Genomic DNA, 14634 nt, shown 5'->3' on the forward strand with positions numbered 1-14634 from the left:
CCACGCCCGGCCGGGTGCTCCTAGGAGGCCGCGAGGACGTCGCGCACCGGGCGCGGGGCCCGGCCCAGGAGCTCGCCCAGCAGCGGGTCGGTCCCGGCGAAGAAACCCCGCTCGGCGGCCAGGAAGATGCCCAGCGTGAACCGCGCCGCCGGTTCGGGCTGCCCGGCGGCGACCTGGTCGGCGACCCACCGCTCGGGGTCGACCGGCTCCACCTCCACGGGGCGGCCGCTGACGTCGGCGGCGACCGAGGCGACCTCGGCGAACGTGGGGGCCGCCGGGGCGGTGAGGGTGATCGGCCCGTCGTGGTGCCGCCCGGAGGCGAGGACCACGGCCGCGGCCTCGGCGGCGTCCTCGCGCGCGGTCCAGGACACGGGCCCCTCGCCCGGCACGCGCAGGGTCCCGGTCTGGCGCCAGGGACCCACCAGCCACGGCAGGCTGTGGGCGTAGAAGCCGTTGCGCAGCGCCGTCCAGGGCAGGCCGCAGCGTTCGAGCAGCTGCTCGGTCGCGAAGTGGTCCCGGGCCGGGCCGAAGGGGGAGTCCGGGGCCGCCCCCTGGTGCGAGGTGTAGAGGACGCGCCCCGCACCGACGGCCACCGCGGCCTCAATCGCGTTGCGGTGCAACGAGACCGCGTCGGCGGCGGGGTCGCTGGCGGAGACCAGCAGGAGCTGGTCGGCGCCGGCGAAGGCGGCGGGCAGCGATCCGGGGTCGGCGTAGTCGCCGTGGCGGACCTCCACCCCGCGCTCGGCGAACCGTCGCGCCGCAGCGGGGTCGCGGGCCACGACGGCGACCCCGCTCGCGGGGACGTGCTGGAGCAGGTGGTCGACGGTGGTGCCGTTCAGGGCGCCGGTCGCTCCGGTGACGACGATCACGGGTTCCTCCTGGTATCGACGGAAACATCGAAACGGTAACGCCGGAAACGCGGTGGTAGCAAGAGCCCGTTATCGTCGATCCGTGCCCGAGACGACCAGCCGCCGCGACGACACCCGCGCCCGCATCGTCGGCGCCGCCGCCCACCTGCTCCACGAGCACGGCCCCTCCGCCGTGACCACCCGCGGGGTCGCCGAGTCCGCCGGCGTGCAGGCACCCACCATCTACCGCCTCTTCGGCGACAAGGACGGGCTGCTCGAAGCCGTCGCCGAGCACGTCCTGCACACCCACGTCACCGCCAAGGCCGGCGTCGTGGCCGCCGCCACCGCCCACGACGTCGACCCCGTCGAGGACCTGCGCGCCGGCTGGCGCACCCACGTCGAGTTCGGCCTGGCCCACCCCGCCCTGTTCCGCTTCCTCAACGACCCCGAACGGGCCGCCCGGTCCCCGGCCGTCGAGGCCGGGCTGGAGGTCCTCGACGCGCGGGTGCACCGCCTGGCCGCCACCGGCCGGCTGCGGGTCGGCGAACGCCGCGCCGTCGACCTGCTGCGCGCCGCCGGCGTCGGGACCGTCACGACGCTGCTGACCTCACCCCCCGCCGACCGCGACCCCGGCCTGGCCGAGGACATGCTCGACGCCGTCCTGCGGCAGGTGCTGACCGACGCGACCGACGAGAGCGACGAGACCGGCGCCTCGCCCGGCGACGTCTCCCACGCCGTCGCCCTGCGCGCCGCCGCACCCCACCTGCACGCCCTCAGCGACGCCGAGCGGGCGCTGCTCACCGAGTGGCTCGACCGCGTCGCCGCCCGGCCCGGACGCGCAGCCCCCTGAACGGGCAGGGGTCAGGACGTCGCCGCGCGAGCCGGACGCGGCCCCGCGCCTACGATCGTCCGGCTCAGCCGACCCGGCCCCCGCACGGGGGCAGACCCGTCCGGAGACAGCATGTCCTCACGCCCGGCGCGCCAGCGCCCCCGCCCGCCCGCCCGTCCCGGGGAGGCGCCGGCCCGCACCGGGACCGGCCGGGACGACGGCCGTCCCGGTGCCGGGGCGACCCTGGCGGAGCTGCCGGTGGTCGCGTGCAAGCTCTACCACGCCGACGGGCGTCAGCAGCCGGTCGCCGACCTGGAGGCCGCCCTGGCCACCGCCCGCGCCCGGGGCGGTTTCGTGTGGATCGGCCTGCACGGGACCAGCGCCCGCGACCTCGAACGGCTCGCGACCTCCTTCGCCCTGCCGCGCCTGGCCGTGGAGGACGCGATCAACGCCCACCAGCGCCCCAAGTTCGAGCACTACCCCGACCTGGTGTTCGCCGTCCTCAAACCCGTCCGCTACGTCGACCACGACGAGGTCGTCGACGTCAGCGAGGTCGCGGTCTTCCTCGGCGCCCACTTCCTCATCACCGTCCGCCACGGCGAGTCCTCGGTGGTCGCCGACGTCCGCGCTGAACTCGACCTGCCCGAACTCGGCGTCCCCGAACTCGTGCTGCCCGAACTCGCGCTGCCCGAACCCGAGTTGCCCGGACCCGACGGCCCGGACGACGAGGACGCCGACCCCGGCGCGCCGCCGCCCGCCGGGACGCGCTCCCCGTCCCCGTCGCCGGCCTCGGTGCTCTACCGGCTGCTGGACCACGTGGTGGACGGCTACGGCGACGCGGTGGAGGCCATCGCCGTCGACGTCGAGGACATCGAGGAGCAGGTCTTCAGCGGCGACCAGGAGGACCACGCCGAACGCATCTACAAGCTCAAGCGGGAGGTGCTGGAGTTCCGGCGCGCGGTCGTCCCCCTCGTGCCCCCGCTGCAGCGCCTGGTCGAGGAGGACGGGTCCGGGCCGGCCTGGCGGGTGGTGGCCGAGGAGAAGCGGCCCTACTACCGCGACGTCCTGGACCACCTGCTGCGCGCCGCGGACGCCATCGACGGCTACGACAAGCTGCTGACCGACGTCCTGCAGGCCCACCTCACCCAGGTCGGCGTGCAGCAGAACCGGGCCAGCGCGCGCCAGAACGAGGACATGCGCAAGATCTCGGCGTGGGCCGCGATCGCCCTGGTCCCCACCGCGATCGCCGGCATCTACGGCATGAACTTCGACAACATGCCCGAGCTGTCCACCCGCTACGGCTACTTCGTCGTGCTGGCCGTCATCGTCACCGTCTGCACGGTGCTCTACGTCGTGTTCCGCGCCAGGAAGTGGTTGTGACCGCCCGCCGGGCCGCTCAGTCCCCGGTGGTCGCGCGCGCCCGCGGCAGCGCCAGGTCGGCCGGGGCCGAGGGCCGGGCGAAGAGGAACCCCTGCCCGCTGTCGCACGAGTCGGCGACGAGGCGGTGCAGCTGGTCGTTCTCCTCGATGCCCTCGGCCACCACCCCCAGGTCGAAGCTGTGGGCGGCGGAGATGACGAGGCGGACGAGGTCGGCGTGCCCCGCGCCGGGGGAGGCGACGAAGCTGCGGTCGATCTTCAGGACGTCCACCGGCAACCTCGGCAGCTGCCCGATGGAGGTGTAACCGGTCCCGAAGTCGTCGATGGCGATCCTCACCCCCAGCTCCCGCAGGGCGCGCAACTGGTCCAGGGCCGAGGGTTCGTCGACCAGCACGGTCTCGGTGATCTCCAGGGTCAGGCGGCCGGGTTCGACGCCGGAGGCGCTCAGGGCGTCGGTGACGTCGTCCAGCAGGTGACGGCTGGCCAGGTGGCGCCCCGAGATGTTCACGGCCATCCCCAGACCGGCGAACTCCTCGCCCTCGTCCCACTGCGTCAGCTGCTCCAGCGCGGCCGCGAGGGCCCAGCGGCCCAGGTCGCAGATCAGGTCGGAACGTTCCGCGGCGGGGATGAACGCGTCCGGCGGGACCAGGCCGTGCCCGGGACGGTCCCAGCGGACCAGGGCCTCGACGCTGGCGGTGCGCCCGGTGACCAGGTCCAGGACGGGCTGGTAGTGCAGGACGAGCTCACCCTCCAGCAGCGCACGGCGCAGGGCCTCCTCCGTCGTGGCCTGCACGGCCAGCTCGTGGCGCAGCTCCTCGTCGAAGACCTCCACCACACCGCGCCCGGCGGCCTTGGCGCGGTAGGCCGCGGCGTCGGCGTCCTGCAGGAGGCGCTCGGCGGTGCTCCCGGCGCCGTCGGGGCCGGTGGTGCTGACGGCGACGCCGACGCTGGCCCCCACGCGCGCGACCCGGTCCCCGACCCGCACCGGGGCCGAGACCGCGGTGATGAGGCGCCGGCCCAGCTCCACGAGCTGGTGGTGGTCCTCGGCCGGTTCGACCAGGACCACGAACTCGTCGCCGCCCAGGCGGCACACCGAGTCGCCGCCGCGGACGGTCTCCTCCATGCGCGCGCTGACCACCCGCAGCACCTCGTCGCCGGCGGCGTGGCCGAGGGTGTCGTTGACCTGCTTGAAGTGGTCGAGGTCGACGAACAGCAGACCCACGGGCTGCTCGCTGCGGCGGGCGCGGTGCACGGCCCGCTCGATGAGGACGCTCGCCTCGGCCCGGTTGGGGAGTTCGGTCAGGGCGTCGTGGGAGGCCTGGTGGGCGAGGCTGACCTGCAGGCGCTCGCGTTCGTGGATGGCGCTGATCATCTGGGTGATCGAGGCGTGCACGACCGCGCCGAGGGAACCGGCCAGGGGTTCCTGGACCACCTCGGCGTCGAGGTCGCCGTCGGCGACGGCCTGGGCCTGGGCCTGGACCCGCCGCAGGCTGGACACGGTGGCGGCCAGGCCCTGCGCCACCGTGCGCACCTCGCGGGGACCGCTGCCGACCTCGTCGAGCAGGTCGTCCTGCAGCTCGCCGTCGCGCACCGCCGCGGCCTGCTGGGCCAGGCGCTGCAGCGGGCGGGCGATGAAGCGGTGCACCCGGGCCATGACGACGGCCGTGACCACCACCAGGACCAGGGCGATCACCAGCAGGACGCGCAGTTCCGCCGCCGCGCGCTGGGCCGGGAGGTCGGTGGCCGCCACCGCCCGCGCGCCGATGGTGTCCACCGCCGCCCGCAGGGCGGTGTCCCGGCTGGTGCCGGCGGTGGTGAGGGCCAGGAACTGGGGCAACGACAGGGTCGCCGCGGACGGGTCCGTGGCGGCGGTGTCGAGGAGGGCGTCGACCCGCACCGCGGCCTCGCCGCCGGTGGCGGCGCGCCACGTCCGCACCGTCGAGGCGCTGGCGTGGGCGGTGAGGTCGGCGTCGGCGGCGCGGTACCCGCCCCAGGCCCGCAGGAAGGACGAGCGCGCCCGGGCCCGCTCGTCCGCCGGCACCGACAACGACCCGAGGAACAGCGGGACCTCGAGACTGGCGTGGGTGGCGGCCGCCTGGGCGCGGTCGAGGTCGTGCACCGCGCGGGCCCCGGGCCCGTCCAGGGACTCGTCGCGCGCGGCGTCGAGGTGGGCCTCGACCTGCCCCGCGAGGTCGGCGACGAGGTCGCCGTAGCGGTCGAAGACCGCGCTGACGTCGTCACCGCCGGCCGCGGCGGTGGCGCGCAGCCGCGCGACCCGGGTGGCGGCCGCGGCGGCCTCGGCCTCGGCCGCGCTGCCGGCGCTGGCGTCCACGGCGGCGTCGGTGGCGGCCTGCACGGTGCGCAGCTGCTGGGCGACGGCGGGACCGGCCAGGGCGGCGATGCCGGTGAGGTCGGCGGCGTCCAGACCGGACGCGGCGGCGGTGGCCGGGTCGGCGAGCACGGCCTGGCTCAGCACCGGGACGACCTCCTGGGCGATGCTGCCGCGCACGGTGTCCAGCAGGGCCGCGGCGCGCACCTGCGTCGCGGCGGCGTCGGCGGCGTGGGAGATCTCCCGGCTGGCGCCCACCGCCAGCGCGACGGCGCCGGTCAGCCCCACCACGGGCACCAGGACCAGGGCCAGCAGGCTGCGCTGCAGGGACGGGGCCCGCCGGGTGCGGCGGGCCCGCCCGGTCGCCCGGTCGCCCGGGGTCGGTCGGGGAGGCCGGCCGGGGTGGGCGGGGCGCGTGGGCTGCACGGTCGGGCATCGGCAGGACGAGCGCGCCGCTGGAGGGACGGGGGCGGTCGTTCACCCGGACGGCGCGGGACGGCCGCCGCGGCGGCTCAGGGGATGCGCCCGACCCACTCCGGCGTGGCGAACTTCGTGCGGACCAGCTCGTCCGCCGCGGACAGTTCCGCCTGCGTCAGCTCCGAGGCGGTCAGCCCGTACTGCCGCCGGAACGTCGCGACCATCGAGTCGATGACCTCCTCGCGCGGCAGGCCCGTCTGCCGCCGCAACGGGTCGACCCGCTTGGCGGCGCTCGCCAGCCCCTTGCCGGACAGCTTCTCGCGGCCGATGCGCAGCACCTGCAGCATCTTGGCGGCGTCGATGTCGTACGACATCGTCACGTGGTGCAGGACCGTGCCGTCGGCCAGCCGCTTCTGCGCCGCGCCCGCGATCTTCCCCTGGTCGGTGGCGATGTCGTTGATGGGCTGGTACCACGCCTTGATCCCCAGGTCCCCCAGCGCGACGAGCACCCAGTCGTCGAGGAAGGCGTAGGACTCGGTGAAGCTGAGGCCCTCCACGAGGGAACCGGGCGCGTACACCGAGTAGGTGATGGTGTTGCCGGGTTCGACGAACATCGCCCCGCCGCCGGAGACCCGGCGCACGACCTGCACGCCGAGGCGGTCGGCGGCCGCGCCGTCGACCTCGTTGGCCAGCGACTGGAAACTGCCCAGCACGACCGCCGGGCTCGCCCACTCCCACACCCGCAACGTCGGCCCGCGCCGGCCCCGGGAGACCTCCCGGGTCAGGACCTCGTCCAGGGCCATGTGCGTCATCGGGTCCTGGGGGCCGGCGTGGACGAACTGCCAGTCGTGGTCCAGCCAGCCCGTCGCCCCGCCGACCGCGCGGCGCACCGTCGTGGCGACGGCCTCGGGGGTGAAACCGAGCAGCACCGCGTCGCGGGGCAGGGCCGAGCGCACCCGGCCGGCGAGGTCGGCCGCGTCGGTGTCCGCGGGCAGACCCGTCAGCGCGGCGTCGATCGCGTCGAGGGCGTCGTCGGGTTCGAGGAAGAAGTCGCCGGACAGGCGGACGCCGGACAGCCGGCCGTCGAGGACGTCGAGGTCGACGGCCACGAGCTTGCCGCCGGGGACCTTGTACTCACCGTGCACCAGCGCAGGCTACTTCGCCGGTCCCGTCGGGGTCGCCGCGCTTGTCCCGGTACATCCGGCGGTCGGCCACGGCCAGCAGGTCCTGCAGGTCCCCGTCCCACCCGGCGGCGTCGAACTCCACCGCCCCCACGGACGTGGACACCGCGCACCGGGTGCCGCCGGGCAGTTCCACGTCCTGCGAGACGGCCTCCACCAGCCGCGCCGGGACGTCGGCGAGCTCGTCGTGCAGCAGCACGACGAACTCGTCCCCGCCGAGCCGGGCCACCGCGCCGCGGTCCCCGACGACGTCGGCCACCCGCTGCACCACCACGCGCAGCACCACGTCGCCGGCGGCGTGGCCGTGCACGTCGTTGACGGCCTTGAACCCGTCGAGGTCCAGCACCAGCAGGGCCCACGTGCGCGGGGGCCCCGCGGCGCGCGGTGCCGGGCGCAGGGCCGCCTGCCGGGTCAGCCCGCGCCGCGACCAGGCCCCCGTCAGCTCGTCGCGCACCGCCGCCGCCGCGGCCGCCTCGTCCGTCTCGGCCCGGGCCAGCTGGCCCAGGGCGTCCAGCAGCGCCAGCCCCAGGGCGACGGCCACCAGACCCAGGTGCACGGCCGGGAGGGCGTCCTCGGTGCCGAGCCGGTGCACCGAGACCACCAGGACCCCCACGGGCAGGACGAGCCGGGTCAGGACGCGCACCACCAGTCGCGACGCGGGACGCTCGGGGGGCACCGGCGGCAGCGCCGCGCCGCGCACGTCGGCGCGCCGCGTCGACAACTGCACCACGACGCACGCGGTGACCCCGGCCAGCGAGCACGTGTAGGAGGTCCCGGCGGCGACGGCGGAGTCCTCCAGCAGCGCCACGAGCATCGCCCCGTCCCCGCCGCACAGGGCCAGGACCGCCAGCGCCGTCGCCCGCGACGGCCGCGTCGCCCCGAGGCGCAGCGCCACGGCCACGGCGGCCGCGGCGAGGAGGACGTCGAAGGTCAGGAACAGCGAGTACGGGCGGCTGTCGGCGATGAACCCGCCGATGGGGGTGCCCAGCACCACGAGCGCGGCCGCGCTCGCCGTCACCTGCACGGCGGCGAGCGTGCGGCTCAGGGGGGCCGGGCCGAGGCGGCGGTCCGGGTGCCCGGCGGCGGCCAGGGCCAGGGCCAGCGCCCCGACGGGGTACCGCAGCAGGAACAGCGCCACCGACGCGGCGGGCTCGTACTGCCCGTGGGCGTAGGCCACCGCGGGGGAGCCGGACGTCAGGAGCCACACGGAGTCGGCCAGCGCCGTCGCGGTGGCCCAGGCGGCGAGCAGGCCGATGGTCCGGCGGGGGCCGCCGGCGGGGGCCAGGGCCGCGGTCGTCGTCAGGATCGCCGAGGCCGCGACCTCCACGAGGACGGCCGCGCCGTCGGTGGGCCCGGCGACGGTGGTCACCGCCAGGCACCACAGCGCGGCCAGCGCGCCGACCGACGCGACGAGCACACGGTCCCCGCCCGCGCGGCGCATCGACCCTCCCGGTCCCCGTGGTGGAGGACCGTCCCCCTCGCCCGACCAGGCTCGCACGGCGGCCCGCTCGCGGGGGCGGGTTCGGGGGAACCGGGGAGACCTCTCAGCCGACCAGGCTGGACCCCAGCCAGGCGCGGGGGGTGCCGAACCCGTCGAGCAGTTCGGCGGTGCGCGGGCGCAGCTCGCGGCACAGGGCGTTGACGGCGGCGGTGATGGCCTTGGCCCGCAGCGTCGTCATGCGCCGGTGCTCCAGGAACCAGCCCTTCTCGGCCTCCAGCACCGACAGGGCGTGCAGGTCGCACACCTTCGACAGCAGCGCCGCGACCGCGGGGTCGGGGCAGCGGGCGATGGCCGCGGCGAAGGCCTCCAGGACGATCCGGTCGGTATGGGCGCGGCCGGCCAGCAGCAGGTGGTCCTGCAGGTCGTCGATGGCGGCGAAGCGCTCCTCCGGCGGACGCTGGCGGGCCCTGCGCATCCGCTTGGCCAGGGACTCGGTGACGTGCCGCTCGCGGTCGGCGAGCATCCGCAGCTGCCAGGCCCGGTCGTGCAGGTCGTCGGGGACGCGGCCGGCCTCCACGACGTCGGCGACCAGCGAGCGGGCGGGGCTGCGGCCGGCGAACGTGGCGACGAAGTCGCGCGTGGCCAGCCGGGCCATGCCGAGGGTGTCCAGGTCGGAGAACTGCTGTGCGTAGCTGGTCAGCAGCCCCTTGGCGACCAGTTGCAGCAGGACGGTGTTGTCGCCCTCGAACGTCGTGAAGACGTCGGTGTCGGCCTTGAGCTGCGGCAGCCGGGAGTCGGCGAGGAACCCGTTGCCGCCGCAGGCTTCGCGGCAGGTCTGGATGGTGCGCGTCGCGTGCCAGGTGGAGGCGACCTTCAGGGCCGCGGCGTGGGCCTCGAACGCGCGCTGCCGGGTCGGTTCGGGGTCGTCGCCGGCGAGCTGCACGCGCAGCAGGTCGTCCATCTCGCCCATGAGGTCGTCCTGGGCGAAGCTCAGCGCGTACGTCGCGGCGAGCGGGACGAGCAGGCGGCGCTGGTGGGCCAGGTAGTCCAGCAGCACGACCTCCCCGTCGCCGTCGGGGCGCTTGAACTGGGTGCGGCGCTGGGCGTAGCGCAGGGCGATCTCCAGGGCGACCTTCGTCTGGGACAGGGCGCCGCCGGAGACGCTGACGCGGCCCTTGACGAGGGCGCCGAGCATCGTGAAGAACCGGGAGTTCGCGCTGGCGATGGGGGAGGAGTACGTGCCGTCCTCGGCGACGTCGGCGTACCGGTTGAGCAGGGCGGTGCGCGGGACCCGGACGTGGTCGAAACCCAGGCGGCCGTTGTCGAGGCCGTTGAGCCCCATCTTCCGGCCGTCGTCGCCGCGCCACACGCCGGGCGCGTCGACGCCGTCCACGCGCAGGGGGACGACGAAGGCGTGCACGCCGTGCGACTGCCCGCCGGTGCGGAGCTGGGCGAAGACCACGGCGACGTCGGCGTCCTCGGCCGCGCCGCCGATGTAGTCCTTGCGGCAGGACGGGTCGGGGGTGTTGACGACGAACTCCTGCGTCGCCGGGTCGTACGTGGCGGTCGTGCCGATGGACGACACGTCCGAGCCGTGGCCGGTCTCGGTCATGCCGAAGCAGCCGACGAGGTCGAGGCGCAGCAGCGGGCCGAGCAGTTCGGCGTGGTGGCGCTCGGTGCCCAGGGCCTGCACGGCCCCGCCGAACAACCCCCACTGGACGCCGGACTTGATCATCAGCGAGGCGTCGCCGAACCCCAGCATCTCGAACTGCGCGACCTGGCCGCCGGGGGAGTCGCCGCCGCCCCAGCGGGAGGCGAAACCGCGCTCGTGCCCGCCCCACCGCGCGAGCTCGCGCAACCGGGCGCGCGTGAGGTCGCGGTGCTCGCGCGTGCCGAGGTGGTCGGTCGGGCCGAAGAGGTCCGCGGGAGCCTGGGCGCGGAACTGCTCCTTGAGGTCGGCGAAGCGGCCGTCGAGGAAGCGGCGCAGGACGTCGGTGTCCAGCGGGGTCGCGGTGGTCGCGTCGGCGGCGCTCTCGGCGGGGAGTTCGACGGTGGTCACGGGGCCTCCTGGGGGGTGAGGACGGCCGACAGGCCGCCCCAGGCGAGTTGGGTGAGGTCGGAGACGAGCGTGTCGGCCGGGACTCGTTCGGGACTGGAGATCCAGCGGTCGGCGGCGGTGCGGATCATCGCGATGAGGCCGTGCGCCACGGCGTCGGCCGAGGAGTCGCGCGCGCCGCCGACGCGCAGGTGCGCGGTGATGGTGCGGGCGGTCTCGTCGGCGACGGTGGCCGACAGGCGCTGCACGGGGTCGGCGGTCAGCGGCCGTTCGAGGAAGGGGTGCTGGACGACGAACCGGTAGACCTCCGGGTCGGCCTCCACGAGGTGGACGTACGCGTCGATGATCGCGGCGAGCGCGTCGCGGGGGTCCCCGGCGCGGCGGGAGGCCTCGCCGAGCTCGCGCAGGATCCGGGAGTTCACCCGTTCGGCGACGGCGAGGTAGAGGTCCTCCTTGTCGGTGAAGTGCCGGTACAGGACGGTCTTGCTGGTGCCGGCGGCGGCGGCGACCTCGTCCATGCCGACCCCGGCGCCCTTGGCCGTGATGGCCCGCAGGGCGGCCGTCACGAGTTCGGCGCGGCGGCGGCGGCGGTGCTCGGCCCAGCGCGTGGTCCGGCCGTCGGCGACGGGCTGGTCCTCGATGACGTCCACCTGCCGAAGATACCTCGAACCGCGGGTATCGGGTACCCCGAGTACCTGGTAACTTCGGACCAGGTCAGACACCGCGACGAGGGGGTTCCGTGACACGCAGGGCAGCGATCGTCGGAGGCAACCGCACACCGTTCGTCCGGGCCGGGCACCGCTACGCCCAGGTGTCCGCGCAGGACCTGCTCGTCGCCGCCCTCGACGGCCTCGTCGCCCGGTACGGGCTGGCGGGCGAACGGCTCGGGGAGGTCGTGGCCGGGGCCGTCCTCAAGCACAGCCGCGACCTGAACCTCACCCGCGAAGCCGTCCTGTCCACCGCCCTGGACCCGGCGACCCCCGCCTACGACGTGCAGCAGGCCTGCGCGACGGGCCTGGAGACCGCGGTCCTCGTCGCCAACAAGATCGCCCTCGGGCAGGTCGAGGCCGGGATCGCCGGCGGCACCGACTCCGCCAGCGACGCCCCCGTCGCCGTCGACGACGGGCTGCGGCGGGTGCTGCTGGAACTGTCCCGCGCGAAGACGCCCCGGGCCCGCCTGGCCGCGCTGGCCAAGCTGCGGCCCGGGCAGCTGCGGCCCGCCCCGCCGCGCAACGCCGAGGCGCGGACCGGGCTGTCGATGGGCGAGCACGCCGCCCGCACCGCCCTGGAGTTCTCCCTCACCCGCCAGGCGCAGGACGAGCTCGCCCTCGCCAGCCACCGCAACCTCGCCGCCGCCTACGACCGGGGTTTCTTCGACGACCTCCTCACCCCCTACCTCGGCGTGCGGCGCGACGACCTGCTGCGCCCCGACACCACCCTGGACAAGCTCGCCGCGCTGGACCCCGTGTTCGGGCGCGACCTGCCCGGCGAGGCGACCATGACGGCCGGCAACTCCACACCGCTGACCGACGGGGCCGCCGTGGTGCTGCTGGCCTCCGACGAGTGGGCCGCCGCCCGCCGGCTGCCCGTCCTGGCCCACCTCGTCGACGCCGAGACCGCCGCCGTCGACCACGTCCACGGCGAGGGGCTGCTCACCGCCCCCGTCGTCGCCGCCCCCCGGCTGCTGCAGCGCACCGGGCTCACGCTGGCCGACTTCGACCTCGTGGAGGTCCACGAGGCGTTCGCCTCCACGGTCCTGGCGACGCTGGCCGCGTGGGAACGCGACGGGCTGGGCACCGTCGCCCGGGACCGGCTCAACGTCACCGGCTCCTCCCTCGCCACCGGTCACCCCTTCGCCGCCACCGGCGCCCGGCTGCTCGCCACGACGGCCAAGCTGCTGCACGAGCGCGGCGGCGGGCGGGCGCTGATCTCGGTGTGCGCGGCCGGCGGGCAGGGCATCGTCGCGGTGGTGGAGGCGTGATGGGCCTGTCGGAGGACCCCTACGGCGCGTTCGTCCGCACCGCCCCCGGGAAGCTGCTGGCGTCGAGGGCCGGGCTGCCGAGACCTCCCCGGTTGCGCAGGTTCGTCCCCGACGAGGAGTGGGCCGTGGACCCGGCCCTCGTCGTCGGCCTCAGCGGGGCCGCGCGGGTGGACGAGGTCACGCAGTGGCTGCGGGACAGCGGGATCGCGGTGGGCCGCGGTGACGGGCCCCTGTCGGCGCTCGTCGTCGACGCCTCCGGGCTGCGCACCGTCGCCGAGCTCGACGAACTGCTGACCCTCGCCCCGCGGTTCCGGCGCACCAGGGGCCGGGTCCTCGTCCTGTCCGCGGTCCCCGCCGACGTCGAGGACCCCGAGGGCCGGGCCGTCCAGCGGGGTCTGGAGGGTTTCGTCCGCAGCCTCGCCAAGGAGGCCCGCGGCGGGACGACGGTGAACCTGCTGCGCGTCGCGGACGGGGCCTCCACGGCGCTGCGCAGCGCCGTGGAGTTCTTCTGCTCGGCCCGTTCGGCGTTCGTCGACGGGCAGCCGCTCGTCGTCGGCGAGGGGACCCCGGCCCCCGCCCGGGAACGCCGGGTCGCCGTCGTCACCGGTGCGGCGCAGGGCATCGGGGCCGCCACGGCGCAGGTGCTGGCCCGTTCGGGCCACCACGTCGTCTGCGCCGACGTCGCCGCGGCGGGGGAGCAGCTGGCCGCCGTCGCGAACCGCGTGAAGGGTTCCACCCTGCACCTGGACGTCACCGCGCCCACCGCCCCGCAGCGCCTCGCCGAGCACCTGGCCGACCGGTTCGACGGCGCCGACGTCGTCGTCCACAACGCCGGCATCACGCGGGACCGCTCCTTCGTGAACCTCGACGAGGACGCCTGGCGCTCCGTGCTCGCGGTGAACCTGCTCGCCCCGGTCCGGCTCACCGAGGAGCTGCTGCGGCACCCGGGTGCGCTGGCCCCCGGCGCGCGGTTCGTCTGCCTGTCCTCCATCAACGGCCTGGCCGGGGCGAAGGGCCAGACGAACTACGCGACCAGCAAGGCCGGTCTCGTGGGGCTCGTCGAGGCGCTGGCCGCTCCGCTGGCCGCGCGCGGGTTCGCCGTCAACGCCGTCGCGCCGGGGTTCATCGAGACCCCCATGACCGCGGCCATGCCGCCGGTCCCGCGCGAACTGGGGCGCCGCACGTCCAGCCTGCAGCAGGGCGGCCTGCCGGTCGACGTGGCCGAGGCCGTCGGGTGGCTCGCGCAACCCGACGCCGCCGGGGTCGACGGGCAGGTGCTGCGGGTCTGCGGCCAGAACCTGCTGGGGGCCTGATGGAACGCGAACTCACCGCACGGCCCGCGCTGGGCCCCCTCTACGCGCGGGCGCTGGTGTCCCGCCCGTCCGGGTCGCTGGACTTCCCGCGCGTGCGCGTCGTGGAGCGCGCGGTCCGGTTCGACGTCGACCGGCTCGCGGCGTACTGCCGGCTCACGGGTTTCCCCGTGCGCGACACCGTCCCCCTGCCGTACCCGCAGGCCGTGGGTTTCGCCCACCAGGTCGACCTCATGGTCCGGGAGGCGTTCCCGTTCACCGTGGCGGGGGTCCTGCACCTGCGCCAGGAGTTCGAGCAGACCCGCGCGCTGGGCGTCACCGAGGAGTTCGACCTGTCGGTGCGGGCCGTGGCCATGCACGCCCACCGGCGCGGCGCGACCGTCGACCTGCTGACCGAGCTCACCGCCGGCGGCGGGACCGTGTGGACCGGCCGCAGCCGCTACCTGGCCCGCGGGGTGCGCTGGCCCGGCACCCCCCGGGAGGGGGAACGGCTCGACGCCCCCGACGGGGAGGGCACCCTGTGGCGGGTCCCCGCCGACACCGGCCGCCGGTACGCGGCCCTCAGCGGCGACCGCAACCCCATCCACCTGTCCCCGCTGACCGCGCGGGCGTTCGGTTTCCGGCGGGCCGTCGCCCACGGGATGTGGACGGCCTCGCGGGCCCTGGCCGACCTCGGCGGGCCCGCGCCCGGCGCCGCGCGGTTCGAGGTGGAGTTCGCCTCCCCGGTGTTCCTGCCCTCCACGGTGCGGCACGTCGCGGTCCCCGTCGAGGGCGGCTGGAGCAGCGCCCTGCGCAGCCGCGACCACGCGAAGGTGCACCTGGCGACGCGGTTCACGGCCGGTGACGCCTGACGTCGCGCCGGGGT

Annotated in this window: 11 protein-coding genes; 5 read left to right on the plus strand and 6 right to left on the minus strand. The window is 75.9% G+C overall.

Features of this window, described 5'->3' with window-relative positions:
- Positions 1 to 20 precede the first annotated feature (20 nt).
- Positions 21 to 869 (minus strand): NmrA family NAD(P)-binding protein, encoded by an 849-nt coding sequence (locus BJ968_RS14685; RefSeq protein WP_179753055.1) that lies wholly within the window; start codon positions 867 to 869, stop codon positions 21 to 23.
- A gap of 82 nt (positions 870 to 951) precedes the next feature.
- On the opposite strand from BJ968_RS14685, the gene BJ968_RS14690 reads away from it, so the two are divergent.
- Together BJ968_RS14690 and BJ968_RS14695 are read left to right on the plus strand one after the other, a co-directional pair.
- Positions 952 to 1698 carry a TetR family transcriptional regulator gene (locus BJ968_RS14690; protein ID WP_179753057.1) on the plus strand — a complete coding sequence of 249 codons (747 nt, stop codon included), beginning with the start codon at positions 952 to 954 and terminating at the stop codon, positions 1696 to 1698.
- 111 nt (positions 1699 to 1809) lie between these two features.
- On the plus strand, positions 1810 to 3057 hold the full coding sequence (locus BJ968_RS14695; protein ID WP_179753059.1) for a magnesium and cobalt transport protein CorA: 1248 nt from the start codon (positions 1810 to 1812) through the stop codon (positions 3055 to 3057).
- A 16-nt stretch (positions 3058 to 3073) separates the two neighbouring features.
- On the opposite strand, the gene BJ968_RS14700 is transcribed toward BJ968_RS14695, so the two are convergent.
- The 5 genes from BJ968_RS14700 to BJ968_RS14720 form a co-directional block, all read right to left on the minus strand.
- Complete coding sequence (locus BJ968_RS14700; RefSeq protein ID WP_343078046.1) at positions 3074 to 5809, minus strand: EAL domain-containing protein; 2736 nt, start codon at positions 5807 to 5809, stop codon at positions 3074 to 3076.
- 86 nt (positions 5810 to 5895) lie between these two features.
- On the minus strand, positions 5896 to 6945 hold the full coding sequence (gene lplAB / locus BJ968_RS24750) for a lipoate-protein ligase LplAB (RefSeq protein WP_179753061.1): 1050 nt from the start codon (positions 6943 to 6945) through the stop codon (positions 5896 to 5898).
- Positions 6935 to 8398: a diguanylate cyclase gene (locus BJ968_RS26720; RefSeq protein WP_179753063.1), complete on the minus strand. Its 1464-nt coding sequence runs from the start codon at positions 8396 to 8398 to the stop codon at positions 6935 to 6937. Before BJ968_RS26720 ends, lplAB begins: the two co-directional genes overlap by 11 nt.
- Before the next feature lie 127 nt (positions 8399 to 8525).
- A complete protein-coding gene (locus BJ968_RS14715; protein WP_343078047.1) occupies positions 8526 to 10481 on the minus strand; it encodes an acyl-CoA dehydrogenase family protein in 1956 nt (651 codons plus the stop codon).
- Positions 10478 to 11128, minus strand: coding sequence for a TetR family transcriptional regulator (locus BJ968_RS14720; protein WP_179753065.1), 651 nt, complete (start codon positions 11126 to 11128; stop codon positions 10478 to 10480). Before BJ968_RS14720 ends, BJ968_RS14715 begins: the two co-directional genes overlap by 4 nt.
- Positions 11129 to 11217: 89 nt before the next feature.
- Here BJ968_RS14720 and BJ968_RS14725 point away from each other — a divergent pair, with 89 nt between their 5' ends.
- Genes BJ968_RS14725 through BJ968_RS24760 form a run of 3 tightly spaced genes read left to right on the plus strand, consistent with a single transcriptional unit; the run spans position 11218 to position 14620 of the window.
- Positions 11218 to 12459, plus strand: a complete 1242-nt coding sequence (locus tag BJ968_RS14725) for an acetyl-CoA C-acetyltransferase (protein WP_179753067.1) — start codon at positions 11218 to 11220, stop codon at positions 12457 to 12459.
- On the plus strand, positions 12459 to 13772 hold the full coding sequence (locus BJ968_RS14730; protein ID WP_179753069.1) for a 3-oxoacyl-ACP reductase: 1314 nt from the start codon (positions 12459 to 12461) through the stop codon (positions 13770 to 13772). Before BJ968_RS14725 ends, BJ968_RS14730 begins: the two co-directional genes overlap by 1 nt.
- Positions 13772 to 14620: a MaoC family dehydratase gene (locus BJ968_RS24760; RefSeq protein ID WP_179753071.1), complete on the plus strand. Its 849-nt coding sequence runs from the start codon at positions 13772 to 13774 to the stop codon at positions 14618 to 14620. Before BJ968_RS14730 ends, BJ968_RS24760 begins: the two co-directional genes overlap by 1 nt.
- The last annotated feature ends 14 nt before the right edge of the window (positions 14621 to 14634 follow it).

Source organism: Kineococcus aurantiacus (assembly GCF_013409345.1).
GTDB classification, from domain to species: domain Bacteria; phylum Actinomycetota; class Actinomycetes; order Actinomycetales; family Kineococcaceae; genus Kineococcus; species Kineococcus aurantiacus.

Coding starts and splice junctions, on each gene's coding strand:
- BJ968_RS14695 (WP_179753059.1), top strand. CDS start 1,810: ATGTCCTCACGCCCGGCGCGCCAGCGCCCCCGCCCGCCCGCCCGTCCC.
- BJ968_RS14730 (WP_179753069.1), top strand. CDS start 12,459: ATGGGCCTGTCGGAGGACCCCTACGGCGCGTTCGTCCGCACCGCCCCC.
- BJ968_RS24760 (WP_179753071.1), top strand. CDS start 13,772: ATGGAACGCGAACTCACCGCACGGCCCGCGCTGGGCCCCCTCTACGCG.